The sequence below is a fragment of the Zhihengliuella flava genome (assembly GCF_015751895.1).
Classification (GTDB): Bacteria; Actinomycetota; Actinomycetes; order Actinomycetales; family Micrococcaceae; genus Zhihengliuella; species Zhihengliuella flava.
Map to the genome: position 1 here is coordinate 270,230 of NZ_JADOTZ010000001.1, position 23,985 is coordinate 294,214.

15 protein-coding genes are annotated in these 23,985 nt (G+C 64.0%); 5 read left to right on the forward strand and 10 right to left on the reverse strand.

Features of this window, described 5'->3' with window-relative positions; all coding sequences use genetic code 11:
- Nucleotides 1-106: 106 nt before the first annotated feature.
- The 4 genes from ffh to ftsY form a co-directional block, all read right to left on the reverse strand.
- Nucleotides 107-1,645 (reverse strand): signal recognition particle protein, encoded by a 1,539-nt coding sequence (ffh, locus tag IW252_RS01375; RefSeq protein ID WP_196834932.1) that lies wholly within the window; start codon nt 1,643-1,645, stop codon nt 107-109.
- Between the two features lie 208 nt (nt 1,646-1,853).
- The gene (locus IW252_RS01380; protein WP_196834933.1) at nt 1,854-2,192 is read right to left on the reverse strand and encodes a P-II family nitrogen regulator; all 339 of its coding nucleotides are present in this window, start codon (nt 2,190-2,192) and stop codon (nt 1,854-1,856) included.
- Nucleotides 2,189-3,481, reverse strand: coding sequence for an ammonium transporter (locus IW252_RS01385; protein WP_196834934.1), 1,293 nt, complete (start codon nt 3,479-3,481; stop codon nt 2,189-2,191). Before IW252_RS01385 ends, IW252_RS01380 begins: the two co-directional genes overlap by 4 nt.
- 219 nt (nt 3,482-3,700) lie before the next feature.
- Nucleotides 3,701-4,885 carry a signal recognition particle-docking protein FtsY gene (gene ftsY / locus IW252_RS01390; protein ID WP_196834935.1) on the reverse strand — a complete coding sequence of 395 codons (1,185 nt, stop codon included), beginning with the start codon at nt 4,883-4,885 and terminating at the stop codon, nt 3,701-3,703.
- Between the two features lie 72 nt (nt 4,886-4,957).
- Here ftsY and IW252_RS01395 point away from each other — a divergent pair, with 72 nt between their 5' ends.
- Nucleotides 4,958-6,223, forward strand: a complete 1,266-nt coding sequence (locus tag IW252_RS01395; protein WP_196834936.1) for an MFS transporter — start codon at nt 4,958-4,960, stop codon at nt 6,221-6,223.
- Here the strand turns inward: IW252_RS01395 and smc are convergent.
- Nucleotides 6,157-9,792, reverse strand: a complete 3,636-nt coding sequence (smc, locus tag IW252_RS01400) for a chromosome segregation protein SMC (RefSeq protein WP_196834937.1) — start codon at nt 9,790-9,792, stop codon at nt 6,157-6,159. The genes IW252_RS01395 and smc overlap by 67 nt on opposite strands.
- A gap of 259 nt (nt 9,793-10,051) precedes the next feature.
- Here smc and IW252_RS01405 point away from each other — a divergent pair, with 259 nt between their 5' ends.
- A complete protein-coding gene (locus tag IW252_RS01405) occupies nt 10,052-11,446 on the forward strand; it encodes a UDP-glucose dehydrogenase family protein (RefSeq protein ID WP_231365859.1) in 1,395 nt (464 codons plus the stop codon).
- 70 nt (nt 11,447-11,516) lie between these two features.
- Here the strand turns inward: IW252_RS01405 and IW252_RS01410 are convergent, their stop codons facing one another.
- Both IW252_RS01410 and IW252_RS01415 read right to left on the reverse strand, forming a co-directional pair.
- The gene (locus IW252_RS01410) at nt 11,517-12,425 is read right to left on the reverse strand and encodes an ABC transporter ATP-binding protein (RefSeq protein WP_331271392.1); all 909 of its coding nucleotides are present in this window, start codon (nt 12,423-12,425) and stop codon (nt 11,517-11,519) included.
- Nucleotides 12,425-13,360, reverse strand: coding sequence for an ABC transporter permease (locus IW252_RS01415; protein ID WP_331271393.1), 936 nt, complete (start codon nt 13,358-13,360; stop codon nt 12,425-12,427). The genes IW252_RS01410 and IW252_RS01415 overlap by 1 nt, the downstream gene beginning before the upstream one ends.
- Before the next feature lie 220 nt (nt 13,361-13,580).
- Here IW252_RS01415 and IW252_RS01420 point away from each other — a divergent pair, with 220 nt between their 5' ends.
- Complete coding sequence (locus tag IW252_RS01420; RefSeq protein WP_196834939.1) at nt 13,581-13,859, forward strand: hypothetical protein; 279 nt, start codon at nt 13,581-13,583, stop codon at nt 13,857-13,859.
- Nucleotides 13,856-16,465: a glycosyltransferase gene (locus IW252_RS13695; protein WP_196834940.1), complete on the forward strand. Its 2,610-nt coding sequence runs from the start codon at nt 13,856-13,858 to the stop codon at nt 16,463-16,465. Before IW252_RS01420 ends, IW252_RS13695 begins: the two co-directional genes overlap by 4 nt.
- A gap of 86 nt (nt 16,466-16,551) precedes the next feature.
- Here IW252_RS13695 and IW252_RS01430 read toward each other — a convergent pair whose 3' ends face one another.
- Genes IW252_RS01430 through IW252_RS01440 form a run of 3 tightly spaced genes read right to left on the reverse strand, consistent with a single transcriptional unit; the run spans nt 16,552 to nt 20,835 of the window.
- Nucleotides 16,552-17,691, reverse strand: a complete 1,140-nt coding sequence (locus IW252_RS01430; RefSeq protein ID WP_196834941.1) for a polysaccharide pyruvyl transferase family protein — start codon at nt 17,689-17,691, stop codon at nt 16,552-16,554.
- Nucleotides 17,678-18,868, reverse strand: a complete 1,191-nt coding sequence (locus tag IW252_RS01435) for a glycosyltransferase (RefSeq protein WP_196834942.1) — start codon at nt 18,866-18,868, stop codon at nt 17,678-17,680. Before IW252_RS01435 ends, IW252_RS01430 begins: the two co-directional genes overlap by 14 nt.
- On the reverse strand, nt 18,865-20,835 hold the full coding sequence (locus IW252_RS01440; RefSeq protein WP_196834943.1) for a glycosyltransferase family 4 protein: 1,971 nt from the start codon (nt 20,833-20,835) through the stop codon (nt 18,865-18,867). Before IW252_RS01440 ends, IW252_RS01435 begins: the two co-directional genes overlap by 4 nt.
- A gap of 235 nt (nt 20,836-21,070) precedes the next feature.
- Here IW252_RS01440 and IW252_RS01445 point away from each other — a divergent pair, with 235 nt between their 5' ends.
- Nucleotides 21,071-23,926, forward strand: coding sequence for a glycosyltransferase family protein (locus IW252_RS01445; protein ID WP_196834944.1), 2,856 nt, complete (start codon nt 21,071-21,073; stop codon nt 23,924-23,926).
- Nucleotides 23,927-23,985: the final 59 nt, after the last annotated feature.

Sequence of the window (23,985 nt, forward strand, 5' to 3'; positions counted from 1 at the left end):
TGCACACGCGGTGAGAGGGGCCGCGCGGATCAAGTACCTCCCTAGTATGTCAGACGTGGGAGGCTGATGCGAACGTACAGAACGTGCCGCGCGGCACGACGGCGGGTCAGCGCAGGAACTTATCGAAACCCTTAGGAAGGGACGCGGGATCGAAGTCCTGGGAAGCTTGGCCGAACGCCGCCCCTGTGGGCTTCTGCTCCTTAGCCAGCTGCCCCTGCGCGGCCTGGGCCGCCTTCGCAGGATTGCCGTACTTCTGCTTCTTCTTCGACTTGCCACCCTGCTTCTTCTTGGGCTTGCCGCCGCCGGGCATTCCGGGCATCCCGCCCTGAGAGGCCATTTTCTTCATCATCTTCTGGGCTTGGCCGAACCGCTCCATGAGCTGGTTGACCTCTGAGACGTGCACGCCAGAACCGCGGGCAATGCGCGCACGCCGGGACCCGTTGAGAATCCGCGGAGCAACCCGCTCGTGCGGGGTCATGGACCGGACGATGGCTTCGATGCGGTCGATCTGCCGCTCGTCGAACTGCTCCAGCTGCTGCTTGGAAATGGCCGCTCCGGGCATCATCGCCAGCATCTTTTTCATCGAGCCCATCTTGCGGATCTGCTGCATCTGGGCCAAGAAGTCGTCGAGGGTGAAGTCCTCCTGATCGGTGAACTTCTTCGCCATCCGCTCGGCCTCGCCCTTATCCCAGGACTTCTCCGCTTGCTCGATCAGGGTGAGGATGTCCCCCATCTCCAGAATGCGGCTAGCCATGCGATCCGGGTGGAAGACCTCGAAATCGTCGAGCGTCTCGCCAGTGGAGGCATACATCACCGGCTTGCCCGTCACGTGCGTCACGGACAGCGCGGCACCGCCGCGCGCGTCGCCGTCGAGCTTGGAGAGGACGACGCCGGTGAAGTCCACACCCTCGTTGAAAGCCTGGGCCGTATTCACGGCGTCCTGACCGATCATGGCGTCGATCACGAACAACACTTCGTGGGGGTTGATGGCCGAACGAATGTTCGCAGCCTGTTCCATCATTTCCGCGTCGACGCCGAGTCGGCCTGCGGTATCGACGATCACGACGTCGTGCTGCTTCTGCCGGGCCTCGGACACACCATTACGGGCCACCACCACCGGATCACCGGTGACCTCGTCGAATTCGCTCGAAACGCCCGGGTGTGGCGCGTAGACCGGCACGCCGGCCCGCTCGCCGTTAATCTGCAGCTGCTTCACCGCGTTCGGGCGCTGCAAGTCACAGGCCACGAGCAGCGGCGTGTGCCCCTCCGACTTCAGGTACTTGGCCAGCTTGCCGGCGAGCGTCGTCTTACCGGCACCCTGCAGGCCTGCCAGCATGATGACGGTGGGCGGGTTCTTCGCCAAGTTGAGCCGCCGCGTTTGCCCGCCGAGGATCTCCACCAGCTGGTCATTGACGATTTTCACGACCTGCTGGCCGGGGTTCAGCGCCTGAGACACCTCGAGCCCCAGAGCCCGCTCCTTGACGTGAGAGACAAACGAGCGAACCACGGGCACCGCGACGTCGGCATCGAGCAGCGCGCGCCGAATCTCACGGACGGTACCGTCGATATCCGCCTCGGTCAGGCGGCCCTTGCCACGCAGGTTTTTGAAGGTGGCTGTCAGGCGGTCGGAAAGCGAATTAAACACGTGAGCCGGAACTTCCTTCGTGAAAGTGCTGTCGGTGGCGGGTCACCCGCCGGATTCAACCACCCAGCCTATCAAGCAAGAACCGCCGCGTCTGACGTACCGCGGCAGCGAGGCCGGACGGCCCGTAGACACCAGAAACGACGGCGGCTGGTGACCTCACCGGGTGAGGTCACCAGCCGCCGTCGGTCTCCCTAGCGACGCGAGGCGCCTAGAGCGCCGCATCACCGCGCTCGCCCGTGCGGACCCGCACGGCCTCTTCCACGGTGACCACCCAGACCTTGCCGTCGCCGGCGCGGCCGGTATTGGCAGTGGCGACGAGGACGTCGACGATGTCGCTGGCCCATTCATCGGACACCAGGACCTCGACCCGCGCCTTCGGCAGCAAGTCAACGGTGTACTCGGCGCCGCGATAGACCTCGGTGTGGCCGCGCTGACGGCCGTAGCCGCTGGCCTCCGAAACGGTCAGCCCCTGAACCCCGTAGCTCTCCAGAGCGCCGCGAATGGCGTCCAGCTTGTCGGGGCGAACGATAGCGGTCACGAGTTTCATACTGCTGCCTCTTTCTTGCTGAGATTCAGATGGCCGGACGTGGCCGGGTGCGGCACGAAACCGGAAGACTTGGTGCCCAGACCGCCGAACTCGTAAGCCGTCTCGGCGTGTTCTGCGTAGTCCACGCCGCCCTGCTCATCGTCGGAGCTGATGCGGAACCCGATCGTCTTGTGAATCGCTAGGCCGATGATGAGGGTCACGATACCCGTGTAGGCCATCGCCACGACCGCCGCCACAATCTGTGCCCACAGCTGGGCGAGGCCGCCACCATAGAACAGGCCGGTATCGAGGGCGATAAAGCCGAGAGCCAGGGTGCCGATCAGGCCAGAGACCAAGTGGACGCCGACGACGTCGAGCGAATCGTCATAGCCCCACTTGTACTTCAGTCCGACGGCGAGGGCGGAAGCAACGCCGGCAACAATTCCCAGACCGATGGCACCGACCGGGGAGACATTCGCGCAGGCTGGCGTGATGGCCACCAAGCCGGCGACGACGCCCGACGCGGCACCCAGCGACGTCGGTTTGCCGTCGCGAATGCGCTCCGTCGCGATCCAGGCCATCATGGCGGCCGCCGGGGCGACCATGGTGTTGATCCAGATCAAGCCCGCTTCGGCGGGATCAGAAGCTGCACCGCCGTTGAAGCCGAACCAGCCAAACCAGAGGAGAGCGGCACCCAGCATGACGAAGGGGATGTTGTGCGGGCGCTGCCCCGGGTCACGCCCGAAGCCCTTGCGCTGACCAATGATGAGCGCCAAGACGAGCGCGGCGACACCCGCGTTGATGTGAACCACCGTGCCGCCGGCGTAGTCGATCGCCTCGCCGGCCCAGCTGCCAATGGCTCCATCCTCCGAGAGCAAGCCGCCGCCCCAAACCCAGTAAGCCACGGGCGCGTAGACCAACGTTACCCAGATGGGCACGAAGACTACCCACGCGGTGAACTTCGCCCGGTCAGCGATGGCGCCGGAAATCAGGGCCACCGTGATGATGGCGAAGGTCGCGCCGAAGCCGGCGCCGATCAGATCCTCAGTTCCGATGATCGAGGACATCCCAAACTGGGTGAAGGGATTTCCAAAAAGTCCGCCGACGCTGTCGCCGCCGCCTCCCATGGAATGCCCCCAGAGCACCCACACCACGGCCGTCAGGCCGAGGGCGGTGAAGCTCATCATCATCATGTTCAGGACACCCTTGGCGCGCGTCATGCCGCCGTAGAAGAATGCCAGTGCCGGCGTCATGAGCAGCACGAGTGCCGCGCAGACCATCATCCAGACGTGAACTGCCGTCAGTTCCATGTCCGTCCTCCTGTGTTTGATCAAGGTGCAGGCGATGCCTCGCCTTCGACCTCTACACAACAGGAGCCGTGTTTCGCCGCGCTCGCCCTCTCGTTTCTTGGTGATTACAGGAAGGGCGGCCACGTAAAAGAAACGTGGCCGCCACGTAACGGCAGTGTTTCGCGCTCTCTTGCGCGGTAGTTACCTCTTCCTCTCAGTCATGCTCGACACCGTGGGGGGCTAGCCGTCGAGCAAGGCGTCGACGAAGTCGTTCACCTCGAAGGGTGCCAGGTCATCGGCGCCTTCGCCCAGACCAACCAGTTTGACGGGCACCCCAAGTTGACGCTGAATCGCCACCACGATCCCGCCCTTGGCCGTCCCATCCAGCTTGGTCAACACAATGCCGGTCACGTTCACGGCCTCGGAAAACACCTTGGCCTGGTTGAGCCCGTTTTGGCCGGTCGTGGCATCCAGCACGAGCAGTACTTCGTCGACCTGAGCCTGTTTCTCGATGACGCGCTTAATCTTGCCGAGCTCGTCCATGAGCCCGACCTTGTTCTGCAGTCGACCGGCGGTGTCGACCATCACCACGTCGACCTCCCCTTCGATACCGGACTTCACGGCCTCGTAGGCCACCGAGGCGGGGTCCGCCCCGTCCTCGAAACTGCGGACGGTCGGCACACCTACGCGGCTTCCCCAGGTGGCCAATTGTTCGGCCGCCGCGGCGCGGAAGGTGTCCGCCGCACCGAGGAGCACGTCCTTGTCCTCTGCAACGAACACGCGGGCCATCTTGCCGATGGTGGTGGTTTTCCCGACGCCGTTGACCCCGACCACCATGACGACGGCCGGCCGGTCCTCCCGGCGCTCGGACGCAACGCTCCGATCCACCGTGGGGTCAATGAGGAGTGTCAGTTCCTCCCGCAACATGGACCGCACGGCGCCGGCGTCGCGCAGCCCCTCCACCGTGACGCGCTCGCGCAGTCGATCCACGAGTTCGCTCGTCGCCTCGGCGCCGAGGTCGGCGAGGAGGAGAGTTTCCTCGATCTCGTCCCAGACGTCGTCGTCAATCTTGTCTTGGCTCAGCAGCGCCAGCAACCCCTTGCCGAGCGCGTTGTTCGACTTGACGAGCCGGGCGCGCAAACGGGCTAGGCGACCCGCCGCAGGAGCTGGCGTTTCGAGCACGGCGGACGAGGCGGGGCCAACCGACGCCTCGGCGTCGGCCGCAGCACGTTCATCCTCGGTGGTGACTCCGTCGTCGGTGCCCGCCGGCGCCGGACCGGTCGGGGCCGGATCGTCGGCGTCGCGCGTGGTGGTGTAGGTGCCGGGCTTGGTCTTTTTCCCGCGCAGTAGCGCCGCGATGCCGACCACGGCACCGAGCAGCACGACGGCGGCGATGACAATGATGAGGGTCAATTCAGTAGACACTCCCCCAGCTTATCTACCGAGGCCGTGAGCCACGCATCGGGCGATCCATGCCGCGGCTAGGATTGGAGGCCTATGGCAACTTCCAGCGCAGACGTGACCATCCCCGCCGAGATCAAGGTCCTCATCGGCGCGGCCTTCGTGATCGCCATCGGCTTTGGCATTATTGCCCCGATCTTGCCGCAGTACGCGGCAAGCTTCGACGTCTCCCTCGCCGCCGCGGGCTTCATCGTGTCCGTCTTTGCCCTGACCCGATTGGCGTTCGCCCCCGTTTCCGGACGGTTGACAGAACGGCTCGGCGAGCCCGTGGTTTATGTCGGCGGCGTACTGCTGGTGGCTATTTCGACGATCCTCGTTGGCCTCGCACCCAACTACGAACTGCTGATCCTGTTCCGCGGACTCGGCGGCATCGGGTCGACGATGTTCACCGTCTCCGCCATGGCGCTCATCGCGCGGCTTGCACCACCACAGATCCGCGGCCGCATCTCGGGGCTCTACGCTGGCGCCTTCCTCATGGGCAATATCGCCGGACCCGTCATCGGTGGGCTCTTAGCCAACTTTGGCTACCGTCTCCCGTTCTTCCTCTACGGCGGAGCGCTCGTGGTGGCCGCCGCCTTGGTCCACTTCTCCCTCGCCCGTGTGCGGCGTCGCACGGCAGCAAGCACCGAGCCCGATTCCGAACCGTCGCCGCCGCTGAGCGTCGCCGAGGCGCTGTCCTCGCCGACCTACCGGGCCGCGCTCGTCTCAGGCTTCGCTAACGGCTGGACCAACTTTGGGGTCCGCGTGGCCATGATTCCGCTCTTCGCCGTCTTCGCTTTTGCGGAGCATGGAGAAGTTCTCGCCGGGATCTCCTTAGCCCTCTTCGCCGTCGGTAACGCGGCAACGCTCACGTTCTCTGGACGACTGACGGATCGGTTTGGGCGTCGGCTCCCGGTGATCGTGGGGCTCCTCATCGGGTCCGTCTCCATGGGCGTGCTGGGGTTCGCGCAGAACGAGGTGGTGTTCATCGCGCTCTCCGTGATCGCCGGAGCGGGAATTGGTGTCATGAATCCGGCACAGCAGGCCGCGGTGGCTGACGTCGTCGGACAAGGCCGCAGCGGCGGGCGCGTGCTGGCCACGTTTCAAATGTGTATGGACTTCGGCGCCATCCTGGGTCCAGTCGTGGCCGGATTCATGGCGGATCAGGTCGGCTACGGGTGGGCCTTCGCGGTGGGTGGACTGATTGGGCTAGTTGGCGTCTTCGCCTGGACGCGCGTGCCGCCGGCGCACGAGGATCACGTGGCGGCGGAAGGCTCCGAGTCCGATGCCGACGAGGCGCCGGATACTCGCTCCAGCCGCTGACTAATCACCTGCGTGACACCGTCACCGCGCATGGACACCCCGTACAGGGCATCTGCCACCTCCATCGTGCGCTTCTGGTGCGTGATAACAATCAGCTGGCTGGATTCACGCAACTCCTCGAAAATCGTGATGAGGCGGCCCAAATTCGTGTCATCGAGGGCGGCCTCAACCTCGTCCATAACGTAGAAGGGCGATGGGCGGGCTTTGAAAATGGCCACGAGCAGCGCCACCGCGGTCAGCGACCGTTCTCCACCAGAGAGCAGGGACAACCGCTTGACCTTCTTGCCGGCTGGCCGTGCTTCGACCTCGATCCCCGTATTGAGCATGTCCTCCGGAGCCGTCAGGACCAGCCGGCCCTCGCCCCCCGGGAACAGGCGGCCAAACACGCGCTCGAATTGCAGCCGGGTGTCCTCGAACGCCTCCGCAAACACGGTTTCGACGTGCTCGTCAACGTCCTTGATGATCTCCAGCAGGTCACGCCGCGAGGAATTCAGATCCTCCAACTGCTCCACGAGGAATTTGTGGCGCTCCTCGAGGGCCGCGAATTCTTCGAGGGCGAGCGGATTAACCTTGCCGAGGGAGGCCAAATCCTTCTCGGCCTGTTTGAGCCGCTTGCGCTGCTCGCTGCGGTCGTACGGCTTACCCGCCGTGAGCGGCTGCCCGTGCTCGTCGACTTCCTGACGCAGCTCGGCCCACTGATCATCGTCCGGCACGGGGACCGGCTGGTCCGGCCCGAAGTGCTCAACCAAATGTTCCGGTGTCAGCCCCAGTTCTTCGACGGCTTTGTTCTCCACGGCCTCGATCCGCAGGCGATGCTCGGCGTGAGCCATCTCCTCCTGATGCGCCCGATCCGCCAATACCCGGAGTTCCTCGTCGAGATGACTGGCGACCTTACGGGCATCACCCAACTCGGCTTCAAGCCGCGTGCGCTCTGCCTCAGCTTCTGCGAGATCGTGGCGGGCACGGGCCAGGGAACGATCGGCTACACCAGCGGCCTCGTGGGCCGCCGCAACCACGGCGCGGGCCGCCTCGGCGTGGATGGCCCGCTGGCGTGCCCGGCGCTCGGCCTCGACGCGTGCGCGTTGCTCGGTTTCCGCAGCGCGTCGCAGCGATTGAATTCTCCCGTTGAGATTGGCCGCCCGCTCCTCGGACGAGCGCAGCGCCAACCGTGCCTCGACTTCGCGTTGCCGCGCCGCTGCTGCCACAGCATTCAGCCGATCCCGCTCCTCGGACGACGGTTCCTCGTCGTCTTCAGGCGCAGTCTGTGCTGCGTCGAGACGAGCTGCCACGCCCTCCAGCGTCTGCAGTTCCGCCGCGATCTGTTCCTGTGCTCGCTCCGCCTGGTGTTCCGCTCGTTCAGCCTCGGCGTCGGCCTGCTGCAAACGTGCCGTCAGTAGGGCCAGCTGCCGGCTCGCGTGGGCGTTCCGGTGCTCGGCTTCGCGATGGGCCTGCCGCGCCTGGTGCTCGGATTCCTCCGCGGACCGCAGGGCTTCCCGCGCCGCATCCAAGTCGGCGCTGACGCGCTCCTCGCGCGCGGCCGCTGCCTGAAGTTCCTCCCGAGCCGCTTCAACGAGCGCCTGTTGCTCCAACAGGGACGGTGCCTGCGGGGTCCCACCCTCGATACCAGTGCGGGTGACGACGACGCCCCCGGTGGTGGCCACCTGCCGCAGCCGAGAGTTCGCCGTCGAGAAGGCTGCGTAGGCCGTGGCGACGTCGTGAGCAATGGCCGTAGAACTGAGCAGTTGCGCAACGATCGCAGAAAATCCCTCTGCGGCCTCGACGGCGTCCAGCGCCCACGTGCACCCTTCAGGCGGAGGGACCGATTCTGGATGCTCGCCGCTGGCCCCCGCGCCGAGGGGTATGGTGTGGATCACGTGCAATCGGCCCAGATCCTCCGCCACGACAAAATCGAGGATCTTCGGGGCCTCACCTGAACTAACAGTCAACGCCTCGGCGAAGGGACCAAGGACCGCTGCAATCGCCTGCTCGTATCCGGGCTCCACCCGTAAGTGAGCGGAAAAACGCGGGCCCACCGTGTCCGGCCACCGGCGAGCCACCACTTCGGACGCGTCGGCCCGATGCAGGGAGGCCGTCAACGTGTCGACGCGCGCCTGAAGTCCGGACCGAGCCCCGTAGGCATCGCGCGACTCTTTCTGCACCTGTTGCGCCGCCGCTTTCGCGGCATCAACGTGGTCGACGGCCTCCCGATGCGCTGCCTCGAGTGCGTCCACGGGCTCCCCATCAGTGTGTGCCAGCCGCTGCTCGAGGACGGTGTATTCCTGCTGGGCCTGGTCACGACGCTCCCGCGCATCCGCAACCGTCGCCCGCAATCGATCGCGTTCGCCCTCGGCGGCCTCCACCCGGCTCCGCGCGGCAGCCACCTGGCCGGCGAGCCGAGCGAGGCCCTCCCGCCGATCGGCCGCCGCGCGCAGGACGGTCGTGAGTCGCTGCTCTTCTGCGGCCGCCGACTCTTCCGCTGCGCCGCGTGCTGCGATCGCCTCGTCGAGCGCGTCTGCGAAGTCCTCGTTCTGTTCTTGGAGTTCCTCGAGTTCCTCGGAGAGCTCGTCAGCCTGCTCTCTGAGGTCGTCAGGATCATGGCCGCTCGGGGCCCCGTCGTCGTGCCGTCCCAGCAGCCGCACCCGCTCCTCAGCCAGTTGACCCAACGAGCGAAAACGCTCCACAGCCGAGGACAGCGCGTACACCAGATCGCGCGCCGCGTTCTGTGCTGGCGTTGCCGCTGCCGCTTCCACTTCGAGCCGCGCCACCTCGTGGCGGGCCCGCTGTGCGTCCGCACCCAGCCGGGCCTGCTTCTCCTCGCGCTCGGCTCGCGCGTGCGCATCCCGTTCTTGCCCCACGCGAAGCGTGACCAGGTCGTCGGCAAGCAGCCGCGACTTCGCGTCTCGTAGGTCGAACTGCACGGATTGCGCACGGCGTGCCACGGCTGCCTGCTTACCGAGCGGCGTCAGTTGGCGCCGAATTTCCCCCGTCAGATCGTCGAGCCGCTGCACGTTCGCCTGCATCGCATCGAGCTTGCGGAGCGTCTTCTCTTTGCGCCGTCGATGCTTAAGGATTCCGGCGGCCTCTTCGATGAACCCCCGACGATCCTCAGCGGTTGCGTGCAGGACGCGGTCCAATTGACCTTGGCCAATGATGACGTGCATTTCGCGGCCCAATCCGGAATCGGACAGGAGTTCTTGGATATCCAAAAGCCGGCACTGGTCGCCGTTAATGGCGTACTCACTGCCCCCAGCACGGAACAGCGTCCGGGAAATAGTGACTTCGGAATACTCGATGGGAAGTGCCCCATCGGAATTATCGATCGTGAGCGTGACCTGCGCCCGGCCCAGCGGGGGCCGGCCTGAGGTCCCGGCGAAGATCACGTCCTCCATCTTGCCGCCCCGCAAGGTCTTAGCGCCCTGCTCGCCCATCACCCACGCCAGTGCATCGACGACGTTGGACTTTCCCGAGCCGTTGGGGCCGACCACTGCGGTCACGCCGGGTTCAAACTCAAAAGATGTCGCGGACGCGAAGGACTTGAACCCGCGCACGGTCAGCGACTTCAAGTGCATGAATCTTCGGCTCCTGACTGGACTGAATGAACCACCAATCTACCGCGTTCCGCACATGTCCCGGCGAACGCGCGCCGAACTCCAGGCGGTCCACGTCATGGTCATAGGCCACCCACATCGTCCTCACCCCTCTCACCCCCTGGTCGTCATGACATGAGAACTTGATGAGAACCTCGAGACCTCAGCCCGATGAATTCACCTCCGAGCCACTATTTCCTCGATGAGAGTTTGATGAGACCGCCGAAATAACGGATTGACGATGAGTACCATGACGAACATGGAATTACGCATCACTGTGATCGGCACTGGATATCTCGGAGCGACCCATGCCGCGTGCATGGCAGAGCTCGGTTTTGAGGTCCTCGGGGTCGACGTGGACCCGGCCAAAATCAACTCGCTGGCGGCCGGCATCTTACCGTTCCATGAGCCCGGGTTGCCTGAACTGTTGCGTAAGCATCTCGCGACTGGCCGGCTTCGATTCACCACGGATTACGCGGAGGCCGCGGCCTTCGGCGACGTGCATTTCATCGGCGTCGGGACGCCGCAAAGGGCGGGGCAACACTCGGCGGATCTGACCTACGTTGACGCAGCTGTCACCTCATTGGCCCAGCATCTCGACCGCGACGCCCTGATTGTGGGCAAATCGACGGTTCCCGTCGGGACAGCTCGTCGGCTGCGCGGCATGATTGACGACGTTCGCGCCCAGCATGGACGGACGGGCGGTCGCATCGCGCTCGCCTGGAACCCCGAGTTTCTGCGCGAGGGTCGTGCCGTTGAAGATACCCTCACACCGGACCGACTGGTCGTCGGCACGGGAACCGCGGCCACTGCGTCCCCAGATGACCAGGTTGCCGACGAGGCACTGTGGGCGCGGGAGATTCTCCGGCGCGTTTATGCCACACCACTGGCCACCGGTACGCCACTGATCGAAACCGATTTTGAGACGGCCGAACTCGTGAAGGTGGCTGCCAACGCGTTCCTCGCCACCAAGATCTCGTTCATCAATGCGTTCAGTGAAATGACCGAACTCGTCGGCGGGGACATCCGAATCCTGGCCGACGCGCTGGGGCATGACGCCCGTATCGGTCGTCAATTCCTCAATGCCGGCGTGGGATTCGGTGGCGGTTGCCTCCCCAAGGACATCCGCGGCCTCCAAGCCCGCGCCAACGAGGTAGGCGCCGCCTCCGCCATGCGGTTCTTGACCGAGATCGATGACATTAACCTGCGCCGGCGGGATCGAGTGGTGCACCTGGCCACGCACATGGTGGAGGAGCTCAAAGGGGCGCGCATTGCGGTCCTTGGTGTGGCGTTCAAACCTGAGTCCGACGACGTGCGCGACTCCCCTGCACTCGACGTCGCCGCCCGTTTGTACAACGCGGGTGCTGACGTGAGCGTCTACGATCCACAAGGTAACGCGAATGCCGCCCGCCGGTTCCCCCGGTTGCATTACGTTGACAGTTTGGCCGAGGCCACTGCGGGCGCCGATTTGACCATTTTGGCGACCGAATGGAGCGAGTTCAAGGCACTCCGTCCGTCCGACTTGTCTCCCCGGGTGCGCAAGCACCAGTTGATTGATGCCCGAAACGTCCTCGATCCCACCGAGTGGGCCGAGGCTGGGTGGCGCTTCGAGGCCCTCGGCCGCAAAGCCCACTAGAAGCTGGGCCGCGTCCCAAGGCCGCGCGGGACCTTGTCCGGGGCGGCCTCGGGACGCGGAGTCCCGGGGCCTAATCGCGGACAGGATCGATTTTGATGCGCTGGTTCAGCTTCTCTTGGCGGCGTCGGTAGATATTCGCGTGCTCAGTGGACGACTTGGCGAGGAGGCGCATGTACGTCCGATACTTCGGCAACACGATCTCTGGGTCCGCATCCATGATCAGCTCGCCCTTGTCGATCCACAGCACACGGGAACACATATCTTTGATGGTGCCGATGCTATGGCTGACCAAGAACACGCATCCAGCTTGCTCTCGAAGCTGATCGAGGCGCGCCTTAGTTCGGTCCTTGACCGCGGCGTCGCCAGTATTCAAAGCCTCATCAATGACGAGGATCTCGGGCTCAACGGCGGCAGCAATGGCAAATCGGAGGCGCGAGGCCATACCGGAAGAATAGGTTCCCATCGGCAGTTCAATTTCATCGCGGAGATCAGCCACCTCCACAATCGAGTCAAACCGTTCACGAATTTCCCCAGGCTTCATGCCCATCGCCAAACACCCCAGCCAGATGTTCTGAGAACCCGACAGCGACGGCTGGAGGGCCGCGCTCACCCCCAACATGATGGGCGTGCTTGTGGCTGAGACCGTCCCCCGGGTGGGACGGAGCTGGCCGCTGATGAGCTTGCTGAGGGTGGACTTTCCCGAGCCGTTTCGGCCCACGATGCCCACCGACTCACCGTGTTCGACCACGAGGGAGAGCGGCTTGAGCGCCTTGACCTGCACGGTCGGTTTACTCTTCACGACGCTGTCGAACGCCCTTTTGAGGCGCGACTGCTTTTGTCGTTCTTCCTGCGACTCCGTCGAGACGTAGAACGTCATGGCCACGTTATTCAAGACCACAGCGGGGTCACCGACATAGCTCGGGCGCTGCGGCAAGGCCAGATCTGCCTCTTCGGTGGTGGTATCGCCGTTGCTGCTCACTATGCCGTGCCTTCCATCCCGTACTTTTCTTCTCCCTGCCAGAAGTAAATGATGCCTACCACTGTCAGGATGACTGCCCAACCGCCGAGGATGGCCCACGAGTCCCATCCGGGCAGCGACTCGTACAGGATCACGTCGCGAGTCATTTCCAATACTTGAAAGAGCGGATTGAAGGAAATGATCGTCAACACCGTGGGATTGTCCGTAAACCGCTCAACGGAGTAGAAGACACCTGAGCTGTAGAGCCAAATCCGCGTCGCAAACGGCAAGAGGTTCCCCACGTCCCGCACGGAGGCGACGGCGCGTGCCAAGACAAGCGATAGGCCCAGATTGAAAAGCACCTGCAAAGCCAAGATTGGAATCAACAGGAGCCAGCGCCACGTGATGGTCTCGTCGTCGGGAAGGATCACCACCATGACAATCATCGCGATCGCAGCGGGCAGGAATGCCATAGATTCGCGCAAGGTCACGGCGATCGGCAGTGAAATGCGGGGGAACCGGAACGACGTGATCAGGGACCGGCCCTGCTGGATCGCTCGGGCGCCAGCGTTAATCGAGCGGCTGGTAAAGCTGAACATGAACACGCCGATGATGAGAAATCCCAGGAAATTCTCAACACCATCACGGGTTCCGAGCAGCAAGCCAAAGACCAGGAAGTAGGTCAAGCCGTTGAGGACCGGGGTCAACACCAGCCAGATGTTGCCCAGCGCAGAGCCCTCGTTTCGGGTTTCCACGCGTGCCCTTGAGTCGTAGAAAATGAAGTGACGGTACTGCCACACCTCGCGGAGGTAGGTCCCCAGTCCCTTGCGCTGGCCGACCCGTTGCAGCCGATTCATGTTGACCGTGACGGTGGCCTTGTCCGGCCGATCGACCCGGCCCGGCTGCACCGGCTGACTCTCGGCGTCCGACGCCTGCGCTGTTGTGCGGCTGTCCACAGAACTCCTACCTCTTCCCATGACGCGCCGTTGCAGACGCGGCGTGGGTAACAGTCTACTAATGGCCAGCCTCTGCTCGCGCAGACACTCCTGCTCCGGCCCTGTCGAGCGCGTGACGGCCCGTCCCGTAAACTGGGATGGCTAGGACCAACACCTGGTCAGGTGCCCGGGCAACCGCCGGACTGTGCCGCCCCAACGAAGAGGAAACCGCCACGGACTCATGAACGCTTCCAGCACCCCGAGCGACGTCGAGACGGCCCTGAACGAACTGCGCGCCGAGCTTCGCGAGTCCTACCGCAGCGAACGTGCGGCGCAGGCTCGCGTCGTCGAACTCGAGGAAGAACTTCGTGAACTGCGCGTGCACGGACTCACGCGGTCTCTGGCTCGCGCGTCGGGCCTCATCAAACTGCGTGACGTTGTCAAAGAATCCGTGGTACTCCGCCGCTCACGCACTCTCGCTTCAACGCTGAAAAAGCGCGCCCAGGAGCGACTGAAGTGACGGATCCGAACCCCAGTGAGCGACCATTTGACTCCTACGAGGCGCTCCGCAGACTTGAGCTGATCGACGCCCGCCTACCTCAGCTCGATGCCGCAGCGGCAGGCCTTCAAGAACTGGCCTCTTCACCGGAAGCGCGCGCGCTGCGCGGCGTGTCGGAACGGGGTGCGCTCGAGGCCGCTGAGCGGGCGATAGCGGGCCTGCCCCCTCGTGAGTTGGGTCGCGCCCACGCCCCCTTAACGACGCGAATCGCCATCATCGCCGACCCTTTCCTCGTCACGAGCTTTGAGGCACTGGCGGACTTCTTACCCGTAACGCCCGAGAATTATGCCGAGACGGCGACACAGGCAGATGTTCTTCTCGTCGCGTCGACGTGGCGCGGCCACGACGGCGCCTGTTGGCGAGGCGTGGGCACCCCCGGATCCCGTGCCCGTCGTCACCTGCTCGACGTCGTCATCCCCGCCTTCCGCCGGCGAGGCGTGCCGGTGGTCTTTTACTCCAAGGAAGACCCGCCCAACTATTCCTGGTTCGTTGAGGTCGCCGCCGCAGCCGATGCCGTTGTCACCACGGCGGAGGAAGTCGTTCCCCACTACCGCGCCGACTGTCCGGATGTGCAGTCTGTCGACGTCGTCCCCTTCGGGGTCAACCCCTTGCACCATTCGCCGATTGGATCCCGCCTCCGTCCCGTCAGCTCCGTGTTCTTCGCAGGTTCGTGGCATCAGGACAAGTATCCGGAGCGCGCCACCTGGGGCAGGGCCCTGCTGGAGGGCGTCCGTCGTAGCCACCGCGATTTGCTGGTCTTCGACCGCAATTCCGAACTGCGCAGTCTTTCCTACATGTTCCCGGGCCCCGTCCTGCCCTTCGTACATAATGCAGTTCCACACGCCTTCTTAATGGATCTGCAGCGGGTGAGCGATTTTGCACTCAACCTCAATTCGGTCATCGGCAGCAAAACGATGTACGCCAACCGGGCCATCGAGCTTCAAGCCTCCGGCACGGTGGTGATCAGCAACTATAACCTGGGGCTGAATTCGCGCTTTCCGCACGTGCATCTGGCCAACTCGGCAGCCGACGTCGCCGGATTCATTGACTCCTTGACGTTTGACCAGCAGCGCACCATTCAGGTGCGCGGCATCCGCGATGCCTTCGGCTCAAATCTCTCGCTGTACGGGCTCGACCGGATTCTCTCCACCGTCGGTCTCTCCACACCAGATCGCACCTTGCGCGCTATCGCCGTTGCTGATCACGCTGACGATCGACTCCGTAGTCAGTTCGCCAAACAATCCATCGGCCCGGTTGAGGTCGTCGCCCCGGAGCACCTCGAGCGCGCCGCGAACGCCGCACAGGCCAACGTCGTCCTCGACGTGACATCGCACCGGGACTACGGCGTCAACTACGCTCTGGATCACCTCAACGCTTATAAGTACGCGTCAACTCAGCAGGCCGGCAAGTTGGACGGCCCGGCGGAAGCAGCCGATGCTCGCGCCCACCAGTACGTGGACGGCACGCCCGCCGCTGGCTTGGGATCCCGTTGGGTCTCTGCCGACTCGGCCGACACTCACGAGTGCAGCCAGAGTGACTACTACGGAATTGACCACTTCGGTTCGTGGCCACGCGGCGTGCGTACGGTGACGGTTACCGCGGCGCATCACGCAGAGCGCCCTCTCCTGTCCGTCGTCGTTCCGATCTACAACAATGGTCAGCACCTGAAGTACAAGTGCATCCAGTCCTTGCGCCGCAGTTCCCTCTTCGAGCAGATGGAGATCATCCTCGTTGACGACGGGTCGACCGATGGCGCCACCCCGGCGACGGTCAAAGAACTGGCTGCGCAACTGCCCCGGGCCGTGCACTATCGGTTCCGCGATGGTGGCAGTGGCTCCGCCTCGCGCCCGCGCAACAAAGGCCTGGAACTGGCCACGGGCGAGTTCGTCACCTACCTCGATCCTGACAATGAGGCGACGGAGGACGGGTTTGCCCACTTAGTGGAACTCCTCCGCGCGCACCCCGAGGCTGAGATCGCGGCCGGCAATATGAGCCGCTGGAGCGACTCGTACCGGGTCTCCAACAACGTCGCCTATCTTCGCCAAGCCACCGGCGGCGCCGGCGAGTTCGTCGCCGTGCCTCAAGCCACACTGGCCAAGCTTAAATTCCGCCCCGTGAGCATTCAGGCTCTGGTGGCCCGCACGGATTGGCTGCGCGACCTCCACTTGGTCCAACCCGTGGGGGCGGCCGGCCAGGACAGCTATTTTTTCCAACAGGTGCTGTTCCACACGGAGAAAATGGCGCTCAGTGATCGCGTCATTCACACGTACTACGCGGCGGTCGAGGATTCTACGGTCAATACCGTTGGCGCACGCTTTTTCGAGAAGTACTTGCTCTTGGAGATTCCCCGTGTTGCGTGGCTCCATGAGGTCGGCCTCTTTGACGCCTATGCGGAGACGCGCCTCGAGCAGTACGTGCGCGACTGGTATTTGAACAAGCTCGACGCCGTCAAGCCAGCAGAGCGGAGCGACGCCGTCGCCACGTTGGCGAAGATTCTGGCCCTCTACGCGGACCATCAATGGCGTGAGCCGCGCATTCGCGCCTTTTTGGCAGAACACGGCGTGTGATGTGAGGTGGCCGCCGAGCGCGTGCCCCGGACCTTGCGGTTGTCCTGGGCACGCGCTCGGCGGCCACCCTGTGCGGCGCGGCCCCTCTATTTTCCGGAGTCGAGACGCTGACGTAGCTTCTTCAGGCGCCACCCCAACGCGGTCCCGAGCCTCGCTTGCGCGCTGGAAGCGGTGGAGGCCGCTGTGTGGGCCGTGCGGGTGGCCAACCGCTGAGCGTAGCCGGCCGGATCGTTCTCGCGCTGTATTTGATCGACCAAGCGCCGCAGTTCGGCATCCGAACGTCGATGCAGTTCATCGATGAGCAGGTCCGGCACGCGCAAGCGCGTCAGCGGCAGCTTATCCGCCACGTCTTCGTCCTCAAGATGAGACAGCAGCGGGCTGCGATCCAAGAGGCGGTACAGGTTCTGGCTCTTCGACGTGGGGGAAAGCACGATGGTCGGCACACCGTAGCTGGCAGCGACCACGGTTCCGTGGAACTTCATCGACGCGAGGGCGTCGAGGCCGCCGATCGCGGAGGAAATCTCATCGATCGACTCACTGTGGATAATTTCATCGACGTCAAAGGGCAAGGTCCGAGCGACGTCGACGTCGGCTTGGCCAGTTTGTCCGGTGCCGAGGACGATGGCCACCACGGAATACCCCTCCTTCCGGGCGGCCGCGGCCAGCGTGGCCACATTGCTGTAGTCATCGGCCCCGCTGCGCCGGTACCTGACCACCACACCGAGTGTCTTTTGCGGATAGCTGCGCGGTTCGGGCATGTCCATCGAAAACACCAAGTCCGGCGAAACGCGGACTGGGACCCGAGGCCTCAGGCGAGTGCGGATCCACTCCGCGCTTTCCTCGTCCCGGGCACTAATGGATTTCACGTTGGGGTGCCGGAAGAACTCGCGCATCTTCTTCACCACAGTCTTGTTTTCATGCGTGATCCAGGTGGGAACCCCGACCCCGGCAATGTAAACCGGCTTGGCGAGCCAGGCGGGATCCCAGTACAGCTGGGAGATCTTTGATGGAATCACCAAGTCGCCGCCACCGATGATGAACGCATCATATTTTTCGGCGACCTGTTCAGCCGGCTCATCGAAGTACGGCACGGCTAATTTGGTATTGATGGGCTCGGCGTCAAACAATCCACCGAGCCGGTCCTTCCAGAGGTTGAGGAACAGCTCATCGCCGTAATTCCCCCACCCGAAGAATCCAATCAGGCCAATTTTCTTACGCGTTCTCATGTACATCCAATCCGGCCGGGACGGCCGCTTCCGTCAGCAGGTACTGGGCAAAATCGGAGCTAATGCGCGACGCATGATGGCGAACGGCGAAGTCGGCCGCCGCACTGCGGGCCTCCTCGCCGACCAGTCGGTCGGCAGCGATGATCGCCTCCGCGGCGTTCTGGGGCCCGTCGAAGAATTCCGTGAAGGACTGTTCCAATAGGTGCGGTAGTACCCCGACTCGGCGAGCCAGCAGCGGCCGTTCAAACGTCGGGCCGAGGAGGGCCGCACCACTGTTGAGCGCGCGTGCATGCGGGGCCACCATGATGTCGGCAGCGCGCAGGAGGAACTGTACGCGGTCCGCAGGAACCTTTCGGTCGTCGAGCAAAACCCGCGGGTGTGCACGAAGTCGATCAAGGAGACGCTCGGTTTTCTCGCTACCATCGCCGGCACCGGCGACGATGAGTCGGCGCGGGCGACCGGAGGACGCCACCGCGTCAAAGCCCTCAAGAAAATCCTCGATACCTTTGTAGGCCATGATGGCCCCAAAAATCGTGTACACGACCTCATCCGGGTCGATCTGCAAGGTTTCCCTCGCTTCAGCACGGGTGATGTAATCCTCGTAAGCACCGAGGTAAGCCGGGTGGGGAATCACAAAGGTCTTGGCGTCCTCTAGGCGGACAAAATCCTGCGTCAACGATGCCGTGGACTCGTGCATGACATGGATCCGCCACGCTGAGTCCGCGATGAGCTGCTGAAGACGCAGTTCCGCATCCACGTAGACAGCGTCGTGCGTCACCAAATTGTGTACCGTCCAGAGCAAGCGTCCACCGGACGCGGTGAAGGCCCGCACCTTGGCCTCAAACTCGTCGACTCGTTGTTCCGCCTCCACGGAGCTACTTACCCCGCGGAGCACGAAGCTCGGCCAGTGGATGTGGACCACGACGCCGCTGGTCTGGTGGGCAAGTCTCAGCAGCTCATCAAACGCCCAGGGATCGGTGATTGGGGCTACGGCGATGCCAGCCTGCCGCAGCTGGCTATAGAGCAATGATTGGAACGGGTTGACTCGGGCCACCGGCGTGTAGCCGACGAGGAGCGGCTTCGCTCGCCCGGCAGCTTCCTGATGGCGAATAGCCGTCGCTGCCTCTCGAACGGGAGACCCTGCGGCGGTCTGAAAGCCGTGGTACTGCAATTTCATGGTTGCTGCTCCCTCTGCGGCTGGTCGGAATTCGCGTTCTCCGCCGTGGCAGCGCGCCGGTGCGCTGTCGCGTGGGCAAAAGCCTGCCGATAGCGTTCGCCATTGTGCTTCCACTGACGGCTCGCTTCGACCCACGCGCGTCCGGCATCGGCCAGCGCGGCCCGAGCCTGTTCGTCGTGCAGAAGTTCGGTCACCGTCGACACGAGGCTGGACACGTCCTCGGCGGCGAACGCTCGGCCACGGTGTGGTGGATCAACGACTTCCACCAACGCGGGTAGGTCGGAGACGACGACGGGGCGCATCATCGCCATGGCTTCGAAGGGCTTGAGGGGCGTGACATAAATCGCCGCGCGCTCCCGGATCCGCGGCACGACGAAGACGTCGATCAACGCGTAGTGACCGGCAATGCTGTGGTGGTCCACGGGGCCCGTAAAAATCACCCGGTCACTGACGCCACGTTCGGCAGCGAGGGCCTTCAGTTCCTCCACCCGCGTGCCGCCACCCACCAAGACGCACTGCGCCTGCTGGCCGTTCTCCTTCATCCGGGCCGCGGCCTCGATGAGCAGTTCCTGCCCTTCACGGCGGTGGTCCATGTTCGAGACGTAACCAAACGTGGGCATCGTCAACCCGTACTCGGCACGCAATGCGGCGACATCGGCCGCGGCTGCCGGCTGAAACCGCGCCAAGTCGACAGCGTTGGGCACGAGCTCAATTTTCTCGGCGTCGATCCCGCGGGAGATCAACTCGTCCCGCATGGCGTGCCCCAGCGTCAGTATGCGGTCGGCGCGGCGCATACACATTTCCTCGACGGCGCAACGCAGCCAGTAGGTTTCACTCTCAACGTCGACCCCTGTTTCGCTGGTCCACGTGGCCTCGAAAAAGGACCGCACCTCGTACACCAACGGCACGTCAAACTTTTCTTGGAGTGCGAGTCCAACGAGGGCAGTTTCATACCCGCGTCGCCCGGAACTGACGTGAATCACGGCCGGCCGGATGTCCCGGACCTTGTCCGCGGCGAGCCAGGCGAAGTCCTGCAACCACTGATTGACCGGCAGGTCGGTGTGGTGCGGACCCAAGTCCAACCGATGGTGTTCGATTCCGTCGATCACCTCGAGAGGCTCGAACGACTCCCCCACAACGTCGCGCGGAAAACCTGGTTCGGTGACAATGACCGGCTCAAGGCCAGCCTGCGCCTCCGCCACGAAATTATTGTGGCTGCGCGAGGTGAATCCGTTGGAGTGATACGGGCGGCTCTCCTTAACCAGATGCAGGATGGTCTCAGCGGAGCGCGGTTCAATGTGCTCCGATTCACCCGGCAGCCGCGGAATCCAGCCGGACAACTCCATCAGTCGGCCTTCCAGGATGCGGTAGTCAGACTCTTTGAAGCGGCGATCGGTCGCGAGGAGCTTGGCCGCGAGGCGGACGTTCTCGGTAATCGATCCATCAGCGGCCGCGAGTTTTCTAGCCGCGTGAAGGAACTTGGCGTCCTGTCCGTTGGTGGGCTCCAAGGCGGATGCCCAGAGCCTCCCTGCTCGATACCGCCGCGAGATCCGCGCCTGCTCCACCGGATGATGGGCGGTATATTCGCTGGTGGCGGGATCCGTATTCATGGCCGCAAAGCGACGCCGAAGCACCACCGGGCGGGCCAGAGTTTCCGCAACGACGGCCTTGACCAAGGCCCCTGCGAACGCGGGAAGAGCCCCACGATTCTTCTGGACGTTTCGCCATGGCTCGCCGACCCGGCGCTTGACGCGCTGGGCAAGGTCCTCCGCCCGCAGCCGAGGTCCACCTTTCAAGTAGCCGTTGCTGTCCCGCAGTGCGCGAGCGAGGCTATTGCGTTCGGCCAAGAGGCGCGTGTGCTCTGCGTGGATCGCGGCCAGTTCTTCACGCGCCGTTGCGAGGAGTTGCTCGGCGTCGTCGTTCCCCGGCCACGCGGGCCGTGGGTGAGGCGATCCTGTCTCATGCACGGGTTAGCTGTCCTTCACTCGCGAGCAGCACTTGGGGGTTCGTCGCGCTACCAACCCACTGTGATGACAGCTCGTTCCGGCTTGTCACCGGGTGTCGGGTCGGTCAACGGTCAAGCCCCCAGTATAGTCATGGGCGAACACGTCGGAGAGAGACGATCCCCGCGCGGGCGCGTCTACCGACCACGGGGTGCTTGCACGACGGCGAGGACCCAAAAAGTTTGACCCGAGGAGTCACGTGAACACCACCATCGAGGGCCTGCGGCGCGAGCTGGCTGACAAGATCTTCGACCAAGGCTTCCACTGGAGGGTGCTGTTTGTAGGCACCTCCGTGAACGGCACCACGGACATTGTCTCTTCACTCTCGCGGTCACTACGCAACTTGGGCCATCACGTCCTGGACGTGGATACTCGCCAGCACCGAGGGATGTTGCACAATCCTCACAAGGTCTCGGGCGGAATGGGCCCGATTTACGTCAAGTACGACCGGTTGGAGCCCTTCCTGGAGAACTTTGCTCCGCAGGTGGTGATTTTCTGCGCGGGCGGGCTCACGATGACCGAAGAAGAAGCGCAGCGCGTCAAGGACCGCGGTATCGCTCTGGTGGGCATTACCTTGAGCGATCCGGACGTCTTCCCGACGGTGCGCGACCACAACCACGTGTTCGACATTCACACGACCAACGCGGAGATCGCGCTGGAGATGTACCGCGAAGCCGGAGTCGAAAACACCGTCTACTTCCCCTTTGGCATTGACCGCGGATTCGTCACCCAGCAGATCCCGTACGACCCGCAGTTTGAGGCGGATGTTATTTGCCTTGGGCACGCCAACAACCGGCCAGACCGCAATGAGGTCATGACCTCCCTGGCCCAACAATTTGACGTGCGCACCTACGGGCGAGGCTGGGAAATCCCGGACTCCATCACCGTCTCCGGTGAGCAAACCGTCCAAGCCCTCAAGGCTGGCCGCATCCACGTGAACTTTCCGCTCACCCGGGCTGGCTTCATCAACATTAAATGCGGTGTCTTCGAATCCGCCGGGCAAGGGGCCTTGGTCGCCACCGGCCGCTTCGATGAGATGGCCAAGTTCTTCACGTATGACGAGGACATCGTCGGCTACGAATCCAAGGAAGAGCTCGCCGAGAAGATTCAGTGGCTACTTGATCATCCCGACGAGTATGACCGCATTGCCGAAAACGGCTTCCGCCGCGTGATCACCGAGCACTTGTATGAGCACCGTTGGATGGAGCTGTTTGCCCGCCTCGCAGATCTGACGGAAGAGAATTCCGGCTGGCTCTCCGACGAGCGTCGTCACGCCTTGCGGGAGACGCTCTCCGTCAGTCACGGCCGGGCTAAGAAGGTCATCGTGTCCGGGTTCTACGGTGCCCGCAACCTCGGCGACGAGATGATTCTTGGCTCGATCACTCAGGCTCTGACGCAGCACGACGACTCCGTGCAGGTCGTCGTCGCCGCCGAGAACCCGGCGAATGTTGAAGCCAGCCACGGTCTGCAGGCCTTCCAACGCACCAATCACGTCGCCGCAGCGCACGAGGTCCAAACGGCCTCTGCCGTGATCGTGGGCGGCGGCGGCCTGTGGCATGACTACACGTATGAAGCGGGCGGTGGCCTCCTGTCCCTGTTCAACGGCGGCAAAATCTCGATGGCTGGGTTCGGCATCCTGCCGATGATGGGCCGCGTGCTGGATCGGCCCTACCATGTGGTCGGTCTTGGGGTCGGCCCGTTGGACGACTACGGGGCCCGCCAGACGGTGAAGTTCCTCGCGGAGCACACCGAGAGCCTCTATGTCCGGGACCCGGAATCAGCCCGAGTCCTCCAGTCCCTGCCGGTGGCTCAGGATCGCATTACGGTCGGCCCCGACGTCGTCTACGGTGTCGATCTGCCCCAGCCCACCGAAGCAGACCTACCGGAGCAGGTGCGGGAACTTTCGGCTGCCGGCCGTCGCATCATTGCCCTCAATATGCGCCCTTGGAAGAACGCCGACATGGACGCCGTGAGCGCTCGCGTGGCCGCAGCCCTGCGCTCGCTGGCCGACCAGGAGCCAATCGCCGTCGTCGGAGTGCCCATGCAGGCCGGAAAGTCCTTTGACGGGCGCGCCATCGAATTGGTGACCGCACAATTGGGCGCCGACGTACCCGTGATCCCGTTGACCGCACCGCTGACGACGGCGCAGCTCGCCGCCGTCTACCGGTCCGCGTCGGCACTCGTGGCGATGCGCTTGCATGCATGTCTGGTAGCGCACCGGCTCGGGCTGCCCACCGTTGGCTTGTGCTACGACCCTAAGGTGCGTCGGCACTTTGAGGAAGTTGGCCGCCCAGAATTCGGACTGCCCCTCGAGGCAACCGCAGAGGAGCTCGCAGGGCAGTTGCTCGCGGCCGTTGGCGCGGACCTGCCTGAAGCGACGCATGCAGCCGTCCGGGAATTGGAAGCGGGGGCACGCCGAGCACTGTCCGTAGCCGCCACCTCCATCGCGGACAGTCGCCGGGTGGACGCTGTTTACACCGTGCCCGAGGAGAGTGCGGTGGCCGGCCTGCCGGCGAAGGAAGAACTGGGTGAGCGGCTCACTGATGTCCGTGGTGGGCGATTCCAGGCCATGCAGGCGTCCTCGGAGCGGGTCGAGCTGCCCGTTTCGGGCCCAGGCGCCCCGGCCGTCGGCAAGCACGGCATCTCGGTGGCACTGCCCACCACGGCGCCCCAGCGCGGCATGTCGGCGCAACTCACGGGTCAGCTACGCCGCACCATCTCAGCTCCGGCCGAGCTGTGCTTCCGCTTGACCAACGACTACGCCAACCCCAAGGCCACGGGACGGCTGTTCTACGAGCTGACCGTCGGTGACCACGTGATCCGCCGTGACCTGGCGGAGGGCTCGGATCCGGTGATTGTGCGGTACCTGACCCCGGCGTCCGCCGATGTTCCCATCACACTTCGGGTCTTTGCGGAGAAGAAGCCCTTTAGTTCGAGTTCCTGGCCGCGGGTTACCCGCGTACATCTGTCCTTCATCGGGTCCCTCCCCCTCGAGGATCAGCTGGGCGCGCCAGTGTTGATGTCCACCGCCGGGGACGTGCGCACGCAAGCCTGACACCGGCTCCGGCCGTCACAACGCACGGGGTGCCCAGCTGATCGCTGGGCACCCCGTGC